The 20,625-nt window shown below is 74.0% G+C and carries 17 protein-coding genes; 6 read left to right on the top strand and 11 right to left on the bottom strand.

Annotation, left to right across the window (positions count from 1 at the left end; translation table 11 throughout):
* The first annotated feature begins 46 nt into the window (after positions 1–46).
* Entirely contained in the window at positions 47–1,162 is a 1,116-nt protein-coding gene (locus ACTSKS_RS06680) for a polyprenyl synthetase family protein (RefSeq protein WP_036384567.1), read from the top strand.
* A gap of 43 nt (positions 1,163–1,205) precedes the next feature.
* Here the strand turns inward: ACTSKS_RS06680 and ACTSKS_RS06675 are convergent, their stop codons facing one another.
* Positions 1,206–1,604 (bottom strand): Rv2175c family DNA-binding protein, encoded by a 399-nt coding sequence (locus ACTSKS_RS06675; protein WP_044659490.1) that lies wholly within the window; start codon positions 1,602–1,604, stop codon positions 1,206–1,208.
* A gap of 267 nt (positions 1,605–1,871) precedes the next feature.
* Here ACTSKS_RS06675 and ACTSKS_RS06670 point away from each other — a divergent pair, with 267 nt between their 5' ends.
* A complete protein-coding gene (locus ACTSKS_RS06670) occupies positions 1,872–2,987 on the top strand; it encodes a LysM peptidoglycan-binding domain-containing protein (protein ID WP_442927389.1) in 1,116 nt (371 codons plus the stop codon).
* Positions 2,988–3,042: 55 nt separating this feature from the next.
* Positions 3,043–4,980 carry a Stk1 family PASTA domain-containing Ser/Thr kinase gene (gene pknB / locus ACTSKS_RS06665; protein WP_442927388.1) on the top strand — a complete coding sequence of 646 codons (1,938 nt, stop codon included), beginning with the start codon at positions 3,043–3,045 and terminating at the stop codon, positions 4,978–4,980.
* A 24-nt stretch (positions 4,981–5,004) separates the two neighbouring features.
* Here the strand turns inward: pknB and ACTSKS_RS06660 are convergent, their stop codons facing one another.
* Together ACTSKS_RS06660 and ACTSKS_RS06655 are read right to left on the bottom strand one after the other, a co-directional pair.
* The gene (locus tag ACTSKS_RS06660; RefSeq protein WP_002854593.1) at positions 5,005–6,417 is read right to left on the bottom strand and encodes a class II 3-deoxy-7-phosphoheptulonate synthase; all 1,413 of its coding nucleotides are present in this window, start codon (positions 6,415–6,417) and stop codon (positions 5,005–5,007) included.
* Positions 6,418–6,488: 71 nt separating this feature from the next.
* Positions 6,489–7,196 (bottom strand): lysophospholipid acyltransferase family protein, encoded by a 708-nt coding sequence (locus ACTSKS_RS06655; RefSeq protein ID WP_036316678.1) that lies wholly within the window; start codon positions 7,194–7,196, stop codon positions 6,489–6,491.
* Positions 7,197–7,264: 68 nt separating this feature from the next.
* Here ACTSKS_RS06655 and ACTSKS_RS06650 point away from each other — a divergent pair, with 68 nt between their 5' ends.
* A complete protein-coding gene (locus ACTSKS_RS06650) occupies positions 7,265–8,035 on the top strand; it encodes an alpha/beta hydrolase (protein WP_036316677.1) in 771 nt (256 codons plus the stop codon).
* Positions 8,036–8,149: 114 nt separating this feature from the next.
* The gene (locus ACTSKS_RS06645) at positions 8,150–9,985 is read left to right on the top strand and encodes an AMP-dependent synthetase/ligase (RefSeq protein ID WP_036316676.1); all 1,836 of its coding nucleotides are present in this window, start codon (positions 8,150–8,152) and stop codon (positions 9,983–9,985) included.
* A 61-nt stretch (positions 9,986–10,046) separates the two neighbouring features.
* Here ACTSKS_RS06645 and ACTSKS_RS06640 read toward each other — a convergent pair whose 3' ends face one another.
* From ACTSKS_RS06640 to ACTSKS_RS06605, 8 genes are all read right to left on the bottom strand, one after another.
* Positions 10,047–11,510 (bottom strand): mycothione reductase, encoded by a 1,464-nt coding sequence (locus tag ACTSKS_RS06640; RefSeq protein ID WP_036316674.1) that lies wholly within the window; start codon positions 11,508–11,510, stop codon positions 10,047–10,049.
* 82 nt (positions 11,511–11,592) lie between these two features.
* A complete protein-coding gene (locus ACTSKS_RS06635; protein ID WP_036316673.1) occupies positions 11,593–15,111 on the bottom strand; it encodes a pyruvate carboxylase in 3,519 nt (1,172 codons plus the stop codon).
* 111 nt (positions 15,112–15,222) lie between these two features.
* The gene (locus ACTSKS_RS06630) at positions 15,223–15,786 is read right to left on the bottom strand and encodes a MerR family transcriptional regulator (RefSeq protein WP_012750924.1); all 564 of its coding nucleotides are present in this window, start codon (positions 15,784–15,786) and stop codon (positions 15,223–15,225) included.
* Positions 15,787–15,998: 212 nt separating this feature from the next.
* Positions 15,999–16,514: a bifunctional nuclease family protein gene (locus tag ACTSKS_RS06625; RefSeq protein ID WP_051995301.1), complete on the bottom strand. Its 516-nt coding sequence runs from the start codon at positions 16,512–16,514 to the stop codon at positions 15,999–16,001.
* The gene (gene ftsR / locus ACTSKS_RS06620; RefSeq protein ID WP_442927387.1) at positions 16,507–17,250 is read right to left on the bottom strand and encodes a transcriptional regulator FtsR; all 744 of its coding nucleotides are present in this window, start codon (positions 17,248–17,250) and stop codon (positions 16,507–16,509) included. The genes ACTSKS_RS06625 and ftsR overlap by 8 nt, the downstream gene beginning before the upstream one ends.
* 12 nt (positions 17,251–17,262) lie before the next feature.
* On the bottom strand, positions 17,263–17,688 hold the full coding sequence (locus tag ACTSKS_RS06615) for an FHA domain-containing protein (RefSeq protein ID WP_442927386.1): 426 nt from the start codon (positions 17,686–17,688) through the stop codon (positions 17,263–17,265).
* Positions 17,689–17,790: 102 nt separating this feature from the next.
* The gene (gene gcvH, locus ACTSKS_RS06610; protein ID WP_070708890.1) at positions 17,791–18,177 is read right to left on the bottom strand and encodes a glycine cleavage system protein GcvH; all 387 of its coding nucleotides are present in this window, start codon (positions 18,175–18,177) and stop codon (positions 17,791–17,793) included.
* Positions 18,178–18,262: 85 nt separating this feature from the next.
* Entirely contained in the window at positions 18,263–19,798 is a 1,536-nt protein-coding gene (locus ACTSKS_RS06605) for a peptide MFS transporter (RefSeq protein ID WP_442927385.1), read from the bottom strand.
* A gap of 100 nt (positions 19,799–19,898) precedes the next feature.
* Here ACTSKS_RS06605 and ACTSKS_RS06600 point away from each other — a divergent pair, with 100 nt between their 5' ends.
* Positions 19,899–20,420 (top strand): adenine phosphoribosyltransferase, encoded by a 522-nt coding sequence (locus ACTSKS_RS06600; protein ID WP_036316668.1) that lies wholly within the window; start codon positions 19,899–19,901, stop codon positions 20,418–20,420.
* Positions 20,421–20,625 lie beyond the last annotated feature (205 nt).

Below are 20,625 nucleotides of genomic sequence, written 5' to 3'. Positions count from 1 at the left end.
TATCCGGGACCGGCGATCCGTCGCGCGGCGCGGCTAGGGTGGGGCCATGCCCGCCGACGTCGCCGTCCCCCGCCCCCGTCCCGCCGACCAGGACCGCTTCCGCGCCGCCGTCGCCGACGCCCTCGACCGCCTGCTGGCGGAGCACCGGGACCTCGCCCGGGACGTCCACCCGCTGACGGCGCCCCTCGTGGACGCGATCGCGGACCTGACCGCGGGCGGCAAGCGCCTGCGCGCCGTCCTGGCCTGGCTCGGCTGGCGGGCGGCCGGTGGCGAGGCGGAGGACCCCCGCATCGCCGAGGCGGGCGCGGCGTTCGAGCTGTTCCAGGCCGCGGCGCTGATCCACGACGACATCCTGGACCGCTCGGACACCCGCCGCGGGATGCCCAGCGTGCACCGCCGCTTCGAGTCCCTCCACCGGGAGGCGGGCTGGCGCCACGCCGCGGAGCACTTCGGCGTCTCCGCCGCGATCCTCGCCGGCGACGTCGCCCTGGGGATGAGCGAGACGGCCTTCGCGCGTGTCCTCGCCGGCACCCCCCGGGAGGACCGGGCGCGGGCCGAGCTCGAGCGGATGCGCTTCGGGGTGATGGCGGGTCAGTACCTCGACGTGGTGGCCGAGATGGCCCCGGCGGCGCGCGGTGCCCGCGAGGCCGAGGCGGCCGCCGAGGCGGTCGTGGAGCACAAGTCGGCGCGCTATTCGGCGGTGCACCCGCTCGCCCTCGGGGGGCTGCTGGCGGGGGCGGACGACGGGCTGGTGACCGCGTTCGCCCGGGTGTCGCTGCCGTTCGGCATGGCCTTCCAGTACCGCGACGACCTGCTCGGCGTGTTCGGCGATCCGGCGACCACGGGCAAGCCCGCGGGCGACGACCTGCGGGAGGGGAAGCAGACGGTGCTCATCGCCCGCGCCGTCGAGCTGCTCGCCCCGGACGAGGCCGCCGCGCTCGACGCGGACCTCGGCGACCCGGACCTCGGCGCGGACCGGGTGGCCCACTGGCAGGCCGTCCTCGAGGCGTGCGGCGCACGCCGGGCCGTCGAAGAGCGGGTCGCGGCGCTCTCGCACGAGGCGGCCGGGGCCGTGGCGGGCCTGCTCGCGCACGGCGTCCCCGAGGACGTGAGCGCCGAGCTCACGCGGCTGATCGACGCCTACACGTCGCGCCGCCACTGAGCGGCACGGACCCCGCGGGCGGATGACCGCCCGCGGGGCCGGCTCACCAGGCCAGGGCCTGGGCGCGGCGCCGGATCTCGGTCTTCCGGCCGTCCCGGAGTGCGTCGATGGGCCGGCCGGGCAACGACTCGTCCTCGGTGAACAGCCAACGGAGGGCCTCCTCGTCGGAGAAGCCGGCGTCGGCCAGCAGCACGAGCGTGCCCTGCAGGGAGTCGAGCACGCCGGTCTCGGTGAGGAACAGGGCCGGCACGGACCGCACCGCGGGCTCGGGACGACGCACGGCCAGCAGGCGGCGATCATGCACGAGGTTGTGGACGCGGGTCACGCGCTGGTCGAGGTGTTCCGCCACGTCGGGCACGGAGAGCCACTCGCCCACGAGGGCGTCGAGCTCGGCGGGGATCGCGTCAGCGGGGACCGGGGTGTCGGAGGAAGTGGTGCTCACGGGCGCCAGCCTACGTGGCCGCCGACGGGCCCGGCCCACCGCGCCCCGGACGGCATGGATCTCGGTATGGTCACGAAGATCACATTCCGATAACATCGCCGAGGCTCCACGGCCGGGCGCCGACGTCGTCGGTCGACCGCGGGGGGCCACGGGTCCCGCCCGTCACTTCCCCGTCGTGTTCCATCCGTCCGATCCGATGCCGAGGTCTGCCGTGTCCCACACCCCGTCCGCTCCCGCCGCCTGCGCTCCGTCCTGACCGGCGGCGCGGTGCCCCTGCTGCTGCTCACCGGTCTGCCCGCCCAGGCCCACGCCCAGGAGGCTGCGGTGCACACCGTGCGCCCGGGCGACACCCTCACCCGGATCTCGGCCGCCCGCGGCGTCTCCGTCGCCGACCTGCTGCGGTTCAACGGCCTGGGCCTGGAGACCGTGCTCTACCCGGGTGACGAGCTCCGCCTGACCGGCGCGGCGGCCCCGGCCCCGGCCGTCGGGACCTACACGGTGCAGCCGAACGACGGGTGGTGGATCATCGCCCGCCGCACCGGCGTCTCCGCCGCGCAGCTGCAGCGGCTCAACGGCATGAGCGCGTCGAGCATGCTCCACCCGGGCATGGTCCTGACCACGCAGCGCACGGCCGCCGCACCGAAGACCCCCGCGTCGACCGCCCCGGCCACGACCCCGGCCTCCGCGCCGGCGTCGACGGCCCCGGCGGCGGCCGGCGGGACGGTCCGGTACACCGTGGTCTCCGGCGACTCCCTCTGGGGGATCTCCCAGCGGTTTGAGGTCTCCGTCCCCCGTCTGCGCGAGCTCAACGGCCTGACGCGGGCCTCGACGCTGCACCCCGGCGACGTGCTGGTGATCTCCGACGGCACCCTCGAGGTGGAGCCGGCCTCCGCCGTCCAGGCGGTCGGCGACACCTTCCTCGGGCGCACCTACGCGCCGCACGTCACGGCCTCGGCGAACGAGAACCTGCGCCTGCTGCGCTCCGTCCCGCAGCCCACCCCCGAGCAGATGCAGCAGATCGTCCGCGAGACCGCCGAGCGGATGGGCGTGGACCCCCGCCTGGCCCTGGGCCATGCGTACACCGAGTCCCGCTTCCGCATGGCCTCGGTCTCCCCCGGCAACGCCGTGGGGGCGATGCAGGTCATCCCGATCACGGGCGAGTTCGCCTCGGAGCTGGTGGGCCGCGAGCTGAACCTGCTGGACCCCTACGACAACGCGGTGGCCGGCGTCGCGTTCATCAAGTACGTGCAGGACCGCACCCCCACGCTCGATGAGGGCATCGGGGCCTACTACCAGGGCCTCGGCGGAGTGCTGGACAGCGGCCTGAACCCGGAGGCACGGGACTACGTGGCCAAGGTGCGTGCCGCGATGGCGATGTTCTGATCCGCCGGCGGCGGACCGCCCCGAGGGGGTCCGCCACCTGTCCTACCCTGGGACGATGAGCAGCGCACGCCGAGACCCCCTCGTGGGGGGCATCGTCGACGGCCGCTACCGGGTCGTCGAGCGGCTGGCCCGGGGCGGCATGTCCACCGTCTACCTGGCCGTGGACGAGCGTCTCGACCGCGAGGTGGCGCTCAAGGTCATGCACCCGCACCTGGCGGAGGACCCCGTCCTCGTCGGCCGATTCGAGCAGGAGGCGAAGACGGCGGCGCGGCTGTCCCATCCGCACGTCGTCGCGGTCCTGGACCAGGGCCACACCGAGGCCGAGGACGGCGACGTGCTGGCCTACCTCGTGATGGAGCACGTGCCCGGCCGCACGCTGCGCACCGTCATCCGGGACCGGGCCCCGCTCTCGCCCCGGGAGGCGCTGCGGTTCCTGCGGCCGCTCATCGACGGCCTGGCCGCCGCGCACCGCGCCGGGCTGGTGCACCGGGACGTGAAGCCCGAGAACGTGCTCGTCCGCGACGACGGCCGGGTGACGGTCGCGGACTTCGGCCTGTCCCGCGCCGCCACGGCCCACACCCTGGCCGGGCAGGCCGTCGTGGGCACGCCCGCCTACCTCGCCCCCGAGCACATCGCCGGGGCGCCCGCCGACGCCCGCTCCGACGTGTACGCCGTGGGCATCATCCTGTTCGAGCTGCTCACGGGCCGACAGCCGTACACCGCGGCGACCGCGCTGCAGGTCGCCTACCGGCATGTCCACGAGCGGGTCCCCGTGCCGTCCACGCTGCACCCCGGGCTCCCCGAGGATCTCGACGACCTCGTGCTGTGGTGCACCGAGCCGGACCCGGCCGACCGGCCCGCCGGTGCCGGCGAGCTCCTGCACCGCATCGACGCCGTGGCGGCGGGCCTGGACCCCGACGAACCGGACCGCCACCCCGCCGAGGGCCCGGATGCGGAGCCGGCGGTGGGCGCCCCCGCCGCCGATGGCCCCGAGGACGCAGCCCCGGACGGGAACCTGGAGACCCGGGCCCTCGACGCCGGCGACCACCACGCGACGCGCCTGCTCCCCGCCCTGGCCGAGTCCGACCTCGACGCGGACATGACCGACGTCATCGACACCCGTGCGGCGACGCGCGGGGCCGACCGGCGGCCCGCCGCGCATCCGGCGGAGCCGATCGGCCCGCTCGGGCTCGACCCCGCTCCGGCGGACCGGCATCCGGGGCGCGAGTCCCCGCGGCGGCTGCGTCGGGCGGCCCGCCGCCCCGCCCTCGACCTCGGCCAGGGCACCGGCCGGACCGCCGCGATCGGCGCGGCCGTGACCCTGCTGCTCACCGGCGTCGCCCTGCTGCTGGGCTGGACGCTGGGCTCCGGCGGCCTCGGAGTCGGAGGTGTGGCGGTGGTCCCCGACCTCGACGGGCTGGCCCGGGAGGCTGCGGAGGAACGGCTGACCGCCGCGGGCTTCACCGCGGCGGTCACGGCCCGGCACGACGAACTCCGCACGGAGGGCACGGTCGTCGCCAGCTCGCCCGCGGCCGGGGAGCCGGCAGGGCGCGGCACCCCCGTCGAGCTCACCGTCTCCGCCGGCCCCGCGCCGGTGCCGGTGCCGGACCTGACCGGCGTCGTGATCCGGCGGGCCCACGGCGTGGCCCGGGACGCCCGATTCACCGTGGAGGTCGCGGAGCGCCGCACCGATCCCGCGGTGCCGGCCGGGGCCGTGATCGAGCAGCACCCGGCCCCCGGCGAGCAGGCGACGCCGGGCACCGCGGTCCGCGTGGTGCTCTCCGAGGGCCGCGCCGTGCGCCCGGTGCCGGACGTGACCGGGCAGGATCCGGAGACGGCGCGCACGACGCTGGCGGACGACGGCTGGGACGCCCGCGTGCATCGCCTGCCGCTGCCGCTCGCCGGCCGGGGCGAGTCCCGGGTCCTGCACCAGTCCCCCGCCGCCGGGACCGCCCTGCCCGAGGGCACCGCGGTCCACGTCTGGGTCGGCTGAGCCGGGGCGTGCCCGGCCGCGAGGTCAGGCCCGCGGCGCGCGACGCTCGGGGTGCGAGAGGGCCTCGGTGACCTTGAACGCCATCTCCAGGGACTGCTGGTGGTTCAGCCGCGGGTCGCAGAGCGTCTCGTAGCGGGCGTCGAAGTCGGCCTCGTTGATCGGGTCGGAGCCGCCCAGGCACTCGGCGACGTCGTCGCCGGTCAGCTCGACGTGCATGCCGCCCGGATGCGTGCCGAGCTCGCGGTGCACCTCGAAGAAGCCGCTGACCTCGTCCATCACGTCCTCGAACCGGCGGGTCTTGTAGCCGTTGGCCGCGGTCACGGTGTTGCCGTGCATGGGGTCGGTGACCCACACCGGCTCCAGCCCCGCGTCCCGGACGCCCTCGACGATGCCGGGCAGCACGTCCCGGATCCGCTCCGCGCCCATGCGGGTGATGAAGGTCAGGCGGCCCGGCTCGCGCTCCGGGTCCAGCCGCTCCGCGAGCTCGAGGGCGTCCGCGGTCGTGGTGGTCGGGCCGAGCTTCACGCCGATCGGGTTGCGGACCCGGGAGAGGAAGTCGACGTGGGCGCCGTCCACCTGGCGGGTGCGCTCGCCGATCCACAGGAAGTGGGCGCTCGTGGCGTAGGGGTCGCCGCTGCGCGAGTCCACGCGGGTCAGGGCGCGCTCGTAGTCGAGCAGGAGCGCCTCGTGGGCCGAGTAGAACTCGGTGCGGCGCATGGCCTCGAAGTCCACGCCCGCGGCGTTCATGAAGCGGACCGCGCGGTCGATCTCGGCGGCCATCTCCTCGTACTGGGCGTAGGCCGGGTTGGCCATGAAGCCCTGGTTCCACTGGTGCACGCTGCGCAGATCGGCGAAGCCGCCCTGGGTGAAGGCGCGGACCAGATTCAGGGTGGAGGCGGAGGTGTGGTACGCCTGCACCATCCGCCGGGCGTCGTGCCGGCGGGCCTGCTCGGTGAACTCGTAGCCGTTCACGATCTCGCCGCGGAAGCTGGGCAGCGTGACGCCGTCGCGGGTCTCCGTGTCCGAGGACCGCGGCTTGGCGAACTGGCCGGCGATCCGGCCCATCTTCACGACCGGCATGGAGGCGCCGTAGGTCAGCACCGCGGCCATCTGCAGGATGGTCTTCACCCGGGCGCTGATCCGGTTGGCGGTGGACCCGGCGAACGTCTCGGCGCAGTCGCCGCCCTGCAGGAGGAACGCGCGGCCCTGGGCGACGTCGGCCAGACGGGCGCGCAGCAGGTCGACCTCGCCCGCGAAGACGAGCGGGGGCAGGGCGCTCAGCTCGGCGACGGCGGCGCGGTGATCGGCCTCGTCCGCCCAGGACGGCGCCTGCGCGATCGGCAGCGAGCGCCAGTGGTCCAGGCCGGGGATGTCGGCGGCGCCCTCCGAGATGGCGGTGCCGAAGGCCAGGATCTTCTCGCGGGGGTCTTCAGTCATGTGCACCAGGCTAGGGGCCGCGTGCCGCGCCCCGGTCTGAGCGTCCCCGGATGACGACGCGCGGGCCCCGCTCAGTCGCGGGCGCGTGGCGGAGCGGCCGTACGGCCCGCCTTCACGTCCGCCGCGTAGGTGTCCACGTACTCCTGGCCCGACAGGCGCCGGATGGCCTCCATGATCTCGTCCGTCACCTCCCGCAGCACCCGGGGGTCGCCGGCGGCCTCGGCACGGTCGGAGAAGTCCAGCGGCTCGCCGAAGATCATGCCCAGGCGCCGGATCCGCGGCAGCACGTGGCCGATCGGCTGCACCCGGTCCGTGCCGATCATCGCGATGGGCACCACGGGCGCGCCCGAGGCCAGCGCGAGCTTGGCCACGCCGATCTTGCCGCGGTGCAGCCGCCCGTCCGGGCTGCGGGTGCCCTCCGGGTAGATCCCGAGCAGCCGGCCCTCCCGCAGCGCCTCGAGGCCCGCGTCCAGCGAGCGCAGGGACGCCTCTCCGCCGGAGCGGTCCATGGGCAGCTGGTTCGCCGCCTCGAAGAACCGGCGGGTGACCCAGCCCTTCACGCCCGGGCCGGTGAAGTACTCGTGCTTGGCCAGGAAGTGCACCTGGCGGTCGAGCATGGCCGGCATGAACACCGAGTCCGAGACGGACAGGTGGTTGCTGGCCAGGATCGCCGGGCCCTCGGCCGGCACGTTCCCGAGGCCCTTCACCCAGGGGCGGAACAGCAGGCGGGTGGCCGGAGCCACGGCGAACGTCTTGGCGGACCAGTAGAACGTGGACACGAGGGCCTTCCGGTCGGGGCGGTCGGGTGCCTGCCCATCGTATGGTCCGCCTGCCTTACCCTGGCACCATGCCCCGCCCCGTCGCCGTCGCCCCCGAAGACCTCCCCCTGCGCCTCATGCCCGCCGCTCCCGCCCGGCGCGACCACTGCGTCGTGCTCCTGCACGGGTTCACCTCGACTCCGGCCTCCGTCCGCGCCTGGGCCGAGGGGCTCGCGGCAGGCGGCTCCCCCGTGAGCGTGCCCCTGCTGCCGGGGCACGGCACCCGGTGGGAGGACCTCGCCGCCACCGGTGCGGACGAGATCCGCGCCGCCGTCCGGGCCGTCGTGGACCTCGAGCTCGCCCGACACGGCCGCGTGGTCATGGCGGGCATCTCGATGGGCGGCGCCCTCGCGCTCGACGCCGCCGCCCACCGACCCGTGGCCGGGGTGCTCGTGGTGAACCCCGCGCTGCGCTTCGCCAGCCCGCTCGCCCCCTTCGCCCCGCTGCTGGCCCCGTTCGTCCCCACGGTCGCCCCGATCGCGGACGACATCGCGGACCCGACGGCGCGCGAGCGCGCCTACCCCCGCACGCCGGTGGCCGGCGTCGCCGCCCTCGGCCGCATCCAGCGGGCCGCCCGCCGCGCCCTGCCGCGGATCACCGCTCCCGTGACGGTCTACCGGTCCGCCCGCGACGCCGTCGTGCCCGCCTCGAGCCACCGGACCCTGGTGCGGGGCCTGCGCCAGGCCCCCGTGGAGGTGGTGGGACTGCCCCGCAGCCGCCACGTCGCCACGCTCGACTACGACCTGCCGCTGCTGATCGACCACGGCCGGAGCGCGGTCGCCGCCATGACGACGCACTGAGTCGCGCCCGAACCCTGCCGCTGCCGGTTGTAGAGTGTGCGTGACACGACTCACACATACTTCCGTTCCGCCGACCATCGGTCGGCGGGACCGACCCGACGCCCGAGGAGTCCCATGCACGAGATCAGCGAGCCGTACCACCCCCGCCTGTCCCCGGAGGCGAACATCACGGACTTCCTGGAACGCCAGGCCACGGAGCGTCCCGACCACGGCCTCTTCGCGGTGGCGGACGCGCAGGACCAGTGGACGGACGTCTCCGCCCGGGACGCCCGCGAACGCGTGCGGGCCCTGGCCAAGGGGCTCATCGCCGCCGGGATCCAGCCCGGGGAGACGGTCGGTCTCCTGGCCTCCACCCGCCTGGAGTGGACCCTGGTCGACTTCGCCATCTGGTATGCCGGCGCGGTCACCGTGCCCGTGTACGAGACCTCCTCCGTCAGCCAGGTGTCCTGGATCATCGAGGACTCGGACGTGCGCGCCGTCGTGACCGGGAACGAGGACCTCGCCAAGACGGTGCGGGACGCGGTGCAGCGCGAGGGCCTGCCGGAGCTGATCGGCCTGTGGACGATGGACCCGGCCGACGGCGCCCCCGGCTCCGGCCTCGAGGCGCTCGTCGCCCTGGGCGCGGACGTCACCGATGAGGAGCTCGAGACGCGCCGGTCCTCCGCCGGCCTGGCCGACCTGGCGACCATCATCTACACCTCCGGCACCACGGGCCGGCCCAAGGGCTGCGAGCTCACGCACGAGAACTTCGCGGAGCTCGTCAACCAGACCCTGTCCTCCTCGCTCGGCGACGTCGTCCGCGAGGACACCTCCACCGTGCTGTTCATCCCCCTGGCGCACGTGTTCGCGCGCTTCGTCTCGGTGCTCACCGTCGCCGCGGGCGCACGCTGCGGGCACGTCTCGGACATCAAGCGGCTCTCGGTCTCGCTGCAGACCTTCCAGCCGAGCTTCGTGCTGGCCGTGCCGCGCGTGTTCGAGAAGATCTACAACGCGGCGCTGCTCAACGCGCAGAGCGGCGGCAAGGAGAAGATCTTCCGCCGTGGCGCGGACGTGGCGATCCGCTGGTCCCGGGCGCTGGACTCGGGCCAGATGACGGCGCCCCTGCGGCTGCAGCGCGCGTTCTACTCCGCGCTGGTCTACCGCCGGATCCGGACGGCCATGGGCGGCCGGCTCGCGTACGCGGTCTCCGGCGGCGGCCCCCTCTCCACCGACCTGGCGCACTTCTTCCGCGGCGTGGGCGTGACCATCCTCGAGGGCTACGGCCTCACCGAGACGACGGCCCCCATCACCGTGGGCCGGCCGGACCGGCTGAAGATCGGCACGGTCGGACACCCCCTCGGCGGCAACCAGGTGCGGATCGCCGAGGACGGCGAGATCCTCACGCGCGGCACGTCGCTGATGCGCGGCTACCACAACCGGCCGGAGGCGAACGAGGAGGCCTTCGAAGACGGCTGGTTCCGCACCGGCGACCTCGGGGCCCTGGACGACGACGGCTTCCTCACGATCACCGGCCGCAAGAAGGAGCTGCTGGTGACGGCCGGCGGCAAGAACGTGGCACCGGCGATGCTCGAGGACGCGATCCGCAGCGACGCGCTCGTCTCCCAGGTGATGGTGGTCGGCGACGGCAAGCCCTTCATCGCGGCGATCGTCACCCTCGACACCGACACCCTGCCCGCGTGGCTCGCCGCGAACGGGCTGCCGAAGGACCTCGACGTCGCTGCGGCCGCACGCGAGGACGCGGTGCGCCGTCACATCCAGGAGGCCGTGGACAAGGCCAACAGCCTGGTCTCGCGCGCCGAGGGGATCCGGGAGTTCCGCATCCTCGACCGCGACTTCTCCCTGGAGGAGGGCCATGTGACCCCGTCCCTGAAGATGCGCCGGTCGGCGATCATGAAGGACTTCGCCGCGCAGATCGCGGACATCTACGGGGAGCCCGCCCCGCAGAACTGAACGCCCCTCGACGACGGCGCCCGGCCCCCGCGGCCGGGCCTCGTCGTCCCCGCGGGTCCGGTCAGAGCAGACCGGAGTCCGGCACGTCCAGGCCCAGCAGCGCGTTCTCGACGACCTCGGTGAGGGCCGGGTGGGGCCAGTACTGGCCCCGCGCGAGCCGGTGGGCGTCGATGCCGAACGCCATGCCGGTCACGAGCGGCTGGATGAGGTTCGCGGCCTCGTGCCCCAGGATGTGCCCGCCCAGGATCCGTCCGGTGGCCTTCTCCGCGACGACGGTGCACACACCCTCGGTGTCCTCCATGGCCCAGCCGTAGGCGACGTCCCCGAAGGGCTGGGTCTTCACCGTGATCGCGTCCGCGCCGTAGTCGGCGAGCGCCTGCTCCACCGTGAGCCCGACGGAGGCCGCCTGCGGGTGGGTGAACACGGCCGCCGGCACGGGGCCGAGCGTGTTGGCGCGGAGGTCGTCCGGATGCTCCAGGTTGTGCGCGACGACGCGGGCCTCGTGGTTGGCCACGTGCTTGAGCTGCCACGTGTTGGCGACGTCCCCGAGCACGTAGACCCCCTCCACCGGCGCGCCGTCGGAGAGTGCGCGCTGGTGCTCGTCGCTGGCCAGGATGCCGTCGTCGGTGACGTCCAGTCCCGCGGCGGCGGGGTCGAGGCGGTCCGTGTTCGGCGTCCGGCCGACCGCGATCAGCACCGCGTCCGCCTCGATGGCCTCCTCCACGATGCCGGTCTGCTCCTGGCCCTCCGCGCGATCCAGGCGCACCCGGACCCAGCCGTCCGCGGCCCGCTCGGCGTCCTCGACCGGTTCGATCCCGGCCGGGGTCCACCCCGTGCGCAGGTCCCACCGCCGGGCCGCGATCTTCGTGAACGTCGTGGACACGGACATGTCGTGCTGCTTGAGCAGCCGGTGGCCGCGGTTGACCTGGACGACCTCGGTGCCCAGCCCGGCGAAGACGGACGCGAACTCGCAGGCGATGAACCCGCCGCCCACCACGAGCAGCCGCCGCGGCAGCCGATCCAGTCGCATGACGGTGTCCGAGGTGTGCACCGACGGCAGGTCCAGGCCCGGGATCTCCGGGAGGGTGGGCCGCGACCCCGCGGCGACCACGACCTGGTCCGCCGTGATCTCCCGACCCGAGGCGGTGCGCACGCGGCGGGGACCGACGAAGCGCACCTCCTCCTGGATCACGCTCGTGTAGTCCAGATCATCCCGGCGGTGGCGCAGCCCGTCCCGGCTGATGCCGTCGATGCGCGTGAAGATGCGGTCCCGGATGGCCGGGAAGTCGGCGCCCGTGAACTCCAGCCCCACCCCGAGGCTCCGGGCCTCGGGCGGCAGCGCCGCCAGGCTGGCCGGGTAGGCGTACATCTTGGTGGGGATGCAGCCGACGTTCAGGCAGGTGCCGCCGAACGGGCCGGAGTCGGCGATCACGACGCTCCGGCCCTTCCAGTGTTCGCTGACCAGGGAGTTCCCCGATCCGGATCCGATGATGAGCAGGTCGTGGTGTTCCGCAGTGGTGGCCATGCCTCCCAGGATAGGCACGGGCCCGGACGCGGTGGCGTCCGGGCCCGTGGGGCGGCCCGCCGGCGGCGGGCTCACGCGGGGCTCACTCGATCACGAGCAGCAGGTCTCCGCCGTTGACGGGCGTGATGCCCTCCGTGACCACGCGGCGCACGGTGCCCGCGACCTGGGCCGTGATCGCGGCCTCCATCTTCATCGCCTCGATCGTGGCCACCGCCTGGCCGACCTCGACGGCGTCGCCCTCGGCCACCTGGACGGTGACCGAGCCCGCGAACGGGGCGGCGACGTGGCCGGGGGTGCCGGGGTCCGCCTTCTCCGCGGTCCGCACGGTGGACTCGATCGAGCGGTCGCGGACGGTCATCTGGCGCAGCTGGCCGTTCAGGGTGACCATCACGGTGCGCATGCCCTTCTCGTCCGGCTCGGAGACGGACATGAGGGTGGCGAGCAGCCGCACACCGCGTCCGAGCGAGATGACGTGCTCGCGCCCGGGGACGAGGCCGTAGAGGAAGTCGCGGGTGTGCAGGGTGACGGTGTCCCCGAACTCCTCGCGGTGCGCCTCGAACTCCTTCGTGGGGCCGGGGAAGAGCAGGCGGTTCAGCACCCCGCGGCGGGTCTGTCCGGCCTCGCCGAGGGCGCTCGAGTCCTCCGCGGAGATCTCCACCATGCCCGCGCCCTCGCGGCGACCCTGGAGGGCCTTGGTCCGGAAGGGCTCCGGCCAGCCGCCGGGCGGGTCGCCGAGCTCGCCGCGCAGGAAGCCGATCACGGAGTCCGGGATGTCGAACTCCTGCGGACGCTCCGCGAACTCCTTCGGGTCCACGCCGGAGCCGACCAGCTGCAGCGCCAGATCGCCCACCACCTTGGAGGACGGGGTGACCTTGACGAGGTGGCCGAGCAGGTCGTCGGCCGCGGCGTACATCGACTCGATGGCCTCGAACCGCTCCCCCAGGCCGAGCGCGATCGCCTGCGTGCGCAGGTTGGACAGCTGGCCGCCCGGGATCTCGTGGTGGTACACGCGGCCGGTCGGGGCGGGCAGCCCCGCCTCGAAGGGCGCGTACGCCGAGCGGACGGACTCCCAGTAGGGCTCCATCGCGGTGGCGGCCTCGAGGCCGAGACCGGTGTCCCGCTCCGTGTGCTCGAGCGCCGCCACCAGGGCGGACAGCGGCACCTGGCTGGTGGTGCCCGCCATGGACGCGGTGGCCGCGTCGACGGCGTCCACGCCGGCCTCCGCCGCTGCGAGCAGGGTGGCCAGCTGACCGCCGGCGGTGTCGTGCGTGTGCAGGTGCACGGGCAGGTCGAACTCGGCGCGCAGGGCGGTGACCAGCTCGCGCGCCGCGGCGGGCCGCAGCAGGCCCGCCATGTCCTTGATCGCCAGGACGTGGGCGCCGGCGTCGACCATCCGGCGGGCGAGGCCCAGGTAGTAGTCGAGCGTGTAGAGCGTCTCCTTCGGGTCCGTCATGTTGCCCGTGTAGCACAGGGCCGCCTCGGCCACGGCGGTGCCCGTGGCACGCACCGCCTCGATGGCCGGGGTGATCTGCTCGACGTCGTTGAGGGCGTCGAAGATGCGGAACACGTCGACGCCGGATGCCGCGGCCTCGGCCACGAACGCGTCCGTCACCTCGGTGGGGTACGGCGTGTATCCCACCGTGTTGCGGCCGCGCAGCAGCATCTGGATCGGGATGTTCGGCAGCTCCGCGCGCAGCAGCTCGAGGCGCTGCCACGGGTCCTCGTGGAGGAAGCGCAGCGCGACGTCGTACGTCGCCCCGCCCCAGGCCTCCACCGAGAGCAGCCCCGGCAGGGTGTGCGCGACGGCGGGGGCGGCGGCCAGCAGGTCGCGCGTGCGGACGCGGGTGGCCAGCAGGGACTGGTGGGCGTCGCGGAACGTGGTGTCCGTGACGGCCAGCGCGGTCTGCTCACGCAGGGTGCGGGCGAAGCCCTCGGGGCCCTGCTCCAGCAGCACCTGACGCCAGCCGCGCGGGGGCACCGCGTCCTCGTTCCGGCTCGGGCCGTCGAAGGGCGAGCGGTCCGGCTCCTGGTGCTTGTCGCCCGGGTGCTCGGGGAGGCGGTCGCGAGGGTCGATGCCCTCGACGCGCGGGCCGTGCGGCTGGTTGACGGTGACGTCCACGAGATACTGCAGGGCCTTGGATCCGCGGTCCTGGGAGCGGTTCACCGTGGCCAGCTCGGGGTGCTTGTCGATGAAGTCCGTGGCGACGTCGCCGCTGAGGAACTGCGGGTCGTCCATCACGTTCATCAGGAACGGGATGTTGGTGGCCACGCCGCGCACGCGGAACTCCGCCAGGGCGCGGCGCACGCGGCGCACCGCCGTGGCGTAGTCGCGTCCGCGGCAGGTGAGCTTGACCAGCATGGAGTCGAAGTGGGGGCTGATCTCCGCACCGGCGTAGATGGTGCCGCCGTCGAGGCGCACACCGGAGCCGCCGGCCGAGCGGTAGGCGGTGATGGTGCCGGTGTCCGGGCGGAAGCCGTTGGCCGGGTCCTCGGTGGTGATGCGGCACTGGATGGCGAAGCCGCGGACCTGGAGGGCGTCCTGGGTGATGCCCAGCTCGGGCAGGGTGGCGCCGGCGGCGATGCGCAGCTGCGCGCTCACCAGGTCCACGTCCGTGACCTCCTCAGTCACGGTGTGCTCCACCTGGATGCGGGGGTTCATCTCGATGAACACGTGCTGGCCCGCACGCTCGCCCGCCGTGTCCACGAGGAACTCGACGGTGCCCGCGTTGACGTACCCCATCTCCTTGGCGAAGGCGACGGCGTCCCGGTGCAGGGCCTGCCGGATCTCCTCGTCCAGGTTCGGGGCCGGGGCCATCTCGATGACCTTCTGGTGGCGGCGCTGGAGCGAGCAGTCCCGCTCGAAGAGGTGCACGACGTTGCCCTCGCCGTCGGCGAGGATCTGCACCTCGATGTGCCGCGGCCGCAGGACGGCCTGCTCGAGGAACACGGTGGGGTCGCCGAAGGCGGTGTCCGCCTCGCGCATCGCGGCCTCGAGGGAGCCGCGCAGGTCCTCGCGGCGCTCGACGCGGCGCATGCCGCGGCCGCCGCCGCCGGCGACGGCCTTGACGAAGATGGGGAAGCCGATCTCCTCGGCCTGCTCCAGGAGCCACTCGACGTCGGCGCTCGGGTCCGAGGAGGCCAGGGTGGGGATGCCCGCACGCTTGGCCGCGCGCAGGGCCTCGACCTTGTTGCCGGTCAGCTCGAGGACGTCGGCGGGCGGGCCGACGAAGGTGATCCCGTTCTCAGCCGCGGCACGGGCCAGGCCGGCGTTCTCCGACAGGAAGCCGTAGCCCGGGTAGATCGCGTCGGCCCCGGCGTCCTTCGCCACGCGGATGATCTCGTCCACGTCGAGGTAGGCGCGCACGGGGTGGCCCTCCTCGCCGATGCGGTAGGCCTCGTCCGCCTTCTGGCGGTGGATCGAATTGCGGTCCTCGTAGGGGAAGACGGCGACGGTGCGGGCGCCCAGCTCGTAGCAGGCGCGGAAGGCGCGGACGGCGATCTCGCCGCGGTTGGCCACCAAGACCTTGGAGAAGACGGCGCCGGCTCCGGTCGACCCGGCCGCGTCCTCTGGAGGGGTGAAGTTCTCGACAGGTGCGGTCATGGTTGGGAGTGTGTCACACCGCGCCGGAGTTCCGCCTCATGTCGCGCACAGTCACCGCTGCGAGACGAAAGATGACTGACTCGGCCCTCCGGGGCGCCCCGGGGTGGAGGGTCAGGCGGAGCGGCGGGCCCGACGCCGCCCGGCCAGCTCGTCCCCCGGCTCGGGGGCGCCGACCACGCTCTCGCGGGGCAGCTCGGCGAGGCTGCCCTCGACCTCGCGCCACACGCGGCCGACGGCGATCCCGAAGACGCCCTGGCCGCCCTGGACGAGGTCCACGACCTCGTCCGCCGAGGTGCACTCGTACACCGAGGCGCCGTCGCTCATCAGGGTGATCTGCGCCAGGTCCTCGACACCCCGCTCGCGCAGGTGGCCCACGGCGGTGCGGATCTGCTGGAGCGAGACGCCGGTGTCCAGGAGGCGCTTGACCACCTTGAGGACGAGGATGTCGCGGAACGAGTAGAGCCGCTGGGAGCCGGAGCCGGAGGCGCTGCGGACCGTGGGGGCCACGAGATCCGTGCGGGCCCAGTAGTCGAGCTGGCGATAGGTGATGCCGGCGGCCTTGCACGCGGTGGGACCGCGGAAGCCGACGTCGTCGCCCTGGGTCCTGCCCTCGTCGAAGAGCGTGCCCTGGGCGCCGAGCGCGGGGGGCCGGCCAGGACCTGCAGTGGGTGTCACGGGGAACCTCCTGGTGCGGGGCCCCCGGTGCGGGGAGGGGGACGCGACCGTCGTGTGCCGCCGGTGACCGTGGCGGCGCTCCCCGGTGACCGTGGGGAGGGCGACGGAGGCGCTCCGGGTGGCGGGGCCCTCTTCCCCTCGAAGGTACGCGCGGGTCCGGGGACGGTCAACGAAGCCGGCGGCGAGACCGCGCCGTGTCGCGCCGGCTCCGCTCAGGCGAAGTCCTCGGGGCGCACCGTGTCCAGGAAGTCGCGGAAGTCCTCGACGGCGCGCTCCTGGCCGGCGTCCTCCTCCCCCGTCCGCGCCGGCATGCCGGCGTCCGCGAGCACGGCAGGGCTGCCGAGCACGGGGGCGTCGGCGCGCAGGGCGACCACGACGGCGTCCGACGCGCGCGCGTCGACCCGGGCGCCCGTGGAGAGCACGAGCTCGGCGTGCACGACCTCGCCCCGGACCTCGGTGAGCCGCACCCGCACGACCTCGGCGCCCAGGGCGTCGACGGCGGCCAGGAGCAGCTCATGGGTGAGGGGCCGGGGCGCGCGGACGCCCTCAAGCGCGAGCGCGGCGGCGGCGGCCTCGGGCGCGCCCACCCACAGCGGGACCATCGTGCGGCCGGGCGGGTCCACCAGCAGTATCACGTGGTGCTGTTCGGGCAGCTCGACGCGCACGCCGAGCACGGAGAGCGGCACGTTGCCGGCGTCGTCGGCGGGCACGGGGCGCGGCTCAGTCATCCCACTGCTCCAGCCCCACGGCCACGAGGGCCGCATGCAGCCGCAGGCTGGCCTGCGCGATCTCGCGTGCCGAGCGGGCCACGCGGGGGCGGGTGCCGGCGTCGCGGCGGGCCTGCAGCGGGGCGACGGCGCGCTCCACCAGGCCCAGTTCGCGGTCGGCGGCGGCCCGCAGCGGGCGCAGGTGCCGGGGCTCCAGGCCGTGGCCCGCGAGCACGACGGCGGCCCGGGCCACGTCAATCGCGTGGCTCGGGTAGCCGCCGTCGGCGTCGACGGGCAGGAGCGAGTACTGGTCCAGCTCGGCCAGCAGCTGCTCGCCCGCACCGGATTCGGCGGCGAGCTCGGCGCGGGTCCACGACCGGCGGCCCCCGGCGACCTCGCGGCCGAGCCGCTCCGTGTCCGAGGACGCCGGGACCGCAGCGGTTCCAGGCAGGCCCGTGGGGCGTTCACCGCGGTCCAGCGCGGCGAGGTGGTCGGCGATGACCTTGAGCGGCAGGAAGTGGTCGCGCTGCAGCGCGAGGACGAACCGGAGCCGGTCCACGTCCTCGGGCCGGAAGCGCCGGTAGCCGGCGGGGGTCCGCTCGGGCAGCACGAGGCCGCGGTCCTCCAGGAAGCGCACCTTGGACGCGGTGACGCCGGGGAATTCGGCTTCGAGGGCGGCCACGACCTCGCCGATGCCCAGCCGGTCCGCAGGGCGGGCGGTGGGGACGGCGTCGGGGCGCGGGCGCGGATCGGTCACGAGGATGACGGCTCAGCCCCGCGCAGGCCCGGCGTAGTACGTGAGGCGGTACTTGCCGATCTGCACGTGCATCCCGGAGCGCAGCAGGGTCTCGTCCACGCGGTCGTGGTTCACGAAGGTGCCGTTGAGGGAGTTCAGGTCCACGAGCCGGTGGCCGCCGTCCTCGGCCCGGAACTCCGCGTGACGACGGGAGACGGTGACGTCGTCGAGGAAGATGTCCGCGTCCGGGTGGCGCCCCACGGAGACCACGTCCTTGTCCAGGAGGAAGCGGGCGGACTGGTCCGGGCCCTCGTGGGCCAGCAGCAGCGCGGAACCGGCCGGGAGGGCGCGGATCGCGTCCGACTCCTCGCGGGTGAGGTCCGCCGAGACCAGCGGCGCCAGCTCGGTGAGGTTGATGGCGGAGGTGGACAGGTCCGGTTCATGTCCGGGCTGGTTCATGGGGTGCTCCTGTGCGGGGGGCCGGCGCCGCGGCGCCGGAGGGAGAGACGAAGGGGACGCCGTCGCCCCGCCGGCCGGCGGCGGGGCGACGGCGGACGGGGCTCAGCTGGTGTGCGAGGCGTAGCCCTCGGCGTCCATGAGGCCCTCGAGCTGGGCCTCGTCCGCGAGGGTGATCTCGAACAGCCAGCCGCCCTCGTAGGGGGCGGAGTTGACTAGGCCGGGCTCGCCGTCGAGCTCGTCGTTGACGGCGGCCACGGTGCCGGAGACCGGGGCGTAGATGTCCGAGACGGACTTCGTGGACTCGACCTCGCCCACCGCGGTGCCCGCGGTGACCTCGGTGCCGACCTCCGGCAGGTCCACGTACACGACGTCACCCAGCGCATCCTGGGCGAAGTCGGTGATGCCCACGCGGACCGTGCCGGCGGCACCGGCCTTGGCGATCCACTCGTGCTCGGCGGAGTACTTGAGGCCTTCGGGGATGGAGCTCATGGAGTGCGCGTCCTTTGTGTGGTCGGGAGGGATGACGTCGTCTCGCAGACTACCGAGCGGCGCGTGATTCGCGCCACTGGCGCGCTCAGAGCACGCCGCGCATGCCGCGACGCACCGGCTTGGCGATGGCCAGCACGAGCAGGCCCACGCCGAGGGTGACCGCACCGATCGTGCCGAAGTAGCCCACCTCGTTCTGTTCCGAGTAGGAGCCGGCCAGGGAGCCTGCCAGGGCCGTGCCCAGGGCGACGGACAGGTTGTACAGCGAGACCATCATCACCGGGTAGCTGCGCGGGGCGACCTTGGTGGCCAGGGAGAGGCCCACCGGGGAGACGAGCAGCTCGCCCATGGTGCAGACGAAGAGGATCAGCGTCAGCCACAGCAGCGGCACGGCGACGACGTCGGCCACCGGGATGAACAGCAGGAAGGCGATGCCGATCAGGACGATGCCGATGCCGAACTTCACCGGGGTGGCGGGCTGGCGGTTGCCCAGCTTGGTCCACAGCGCGGCGAACACCGGGGCGAACACGATGATGAAGATCGGGTTGATGGAGTTGACCCACTCCATGGGCATGAGCCAGCCGAACAGGTTCCGGTCGAGGCGGTGCTCGGAGTACAGCGCGATCACGGTGAACTGCTGCTGGAAGAGGGCGAAGAACACGGACGTGCCGATGAACAGCGGGATGAACGCCTTCACGCGCGAGCGCTCCTCCTCCGAGACCTTCGTCGAGGTCAGCAGGACGGCGAAGATCGCGATGGCCGCGACGGCGGCGAGCACGACGACGGCGTCGGAGAGGTTGTCCAGGGTGATGACGTCCGTGAGGAACAGGACCACGACGACGGCGACCATCCCCAGGCCGATCAGGCCCCAGCGGCCGTACTGCGACCGCGGCAGCGGATCCGGGACCCGGTGCACGGTGCTCGGCAGGTTCTTGCGGGTCAGGGCGTACTGCGCCAGGCCGATGGCCATGCCGGCGGCGGCGAGGCCGAAGCCCACGTGGAAGCCCATCGTGTCGCGCGCCAGGCCGGTGAGCAGCGGGCCGAAGAGGGCGCCGATGTTCACGCCCATGTAGAAGATGGAGAAGCCGGCATCGCGCTTGGGGTCCTCGCGGGAGTACAGGGAGCCGACGAGGTTCGTGGCGTTGGCCTTGAGGCCGCCCGAACCGACGGCGACGAGCACGAGGCCCAGGGTCAGGCCCGGGACGCCCGGGACGAGGGCCAGCGCGATGTGGCCCAACATGATCCCGACGGCGCTGACGAACATGGTGCGCTCGGAACCGAGCAGGCGGTCGGCGACCCAGCCGCCGAGGATGCAGAACACGTACACCATGCCGCCGTAGGCGCCGACGATGCCCGTGGCCACGGCCGGGTCGATCCCGAGGCCGCCCTCCGCGGCGGTCCAGGACATGTAGTACACGAGCATCGCCTGCATGCCGTAGAAGGAGAAGCGCTCCCACAGCTCCACGGAGAACAGGTTCGCCAGCGGGCCGGGCTGGCCGAGGAACGGGCGGCCGCGCCAGTCGGGGGTGGCGTCGTCGGGACGGGTGGCCGTCGACGCCGCCACGCGGGCGGACGGCTCGACGTCGGGCACGCGGCCCGCGAGAGGATTCTGGGGATTTTCCACCGATCTACTGTCCTCCCCTGAGGGAGCCAGAGCAAACTCCCCGCCCGATGACGCCGATCACATCCGCGGCCCGGGCGGCGTCCGTCCTAGAGTGGAGGCCGTGTCCGTCACCTCCGAGATCGCCCGTGCCCGCTCGCTCATCCGTGTGGTCCCCGACCATCCCAGCCCGGGCGTGGCCTTCCAGGACATCACGCCCCTGCTCGCCGACGCCCGCGCCCTGAGGGCGTGTGTTGAGGCCCTGGTGGCGCCGTTCGAGGGGCGGTTCGACCTCGTGGCCGGCCTCGAGGCCCGCGGGTTCCTGCTCGCCGGGGCGGCCGCCGTCCTGACCGGCACCGGCCTCGTGCCGCTGCGCAAGGCCGGGCGCCTCCCGGCTCCCGCGGCCCGTGCGGACTACACGCTGGAGTACGGGAACGCGAGCATCGAGGTGTCGGAAGACCTGCGGGCCGGGTCACGGGTGCTCCTGCTCGACGACGTCCTCGCCACGGGCGGCACCCTCGCCGCCGGCCGACGGCTCATCGAGGCGCGGGGCGCGGAGGTGGTGGGCGCGGCCTGCCTGCTGGAGCTCACGGCCCTTGGCGGCCGGGCCGTCGTGCCGGACACGCACGTGCTGTTCGCGTCCTGAACCGCCCCGCCCGACCGACGGGGAGTGGCGGCAAAGGTGGCCCGGCCCCGGGTACGACGAAGCCGGAGCCCTGCGCTGCAGGACTCCGGCCTCGTGAATGTGGTCGGGCTGCTGCGAAACTACTGCCAACAAGCGCGGAGAACCGCGGAACTGGCCGAGCTCCTGGCCACGGCACGCGAGTCGACGCGGAGCCCGGGCGACCGCC

Origin of the sequence: Micrococcus sp. TCR-5 (assembly GCF_052220525.1) — a bacterium.
GTDB classification, from domain to species: Bacteria; Actinomycetota; Actinomycetes; order Actinomycetales; family Micrococcaceae; genus Micrococcus; species Micrococcus luteus.
This window is presented reverse-complemented; position numbering and strand designations above follow the sequence as displayed.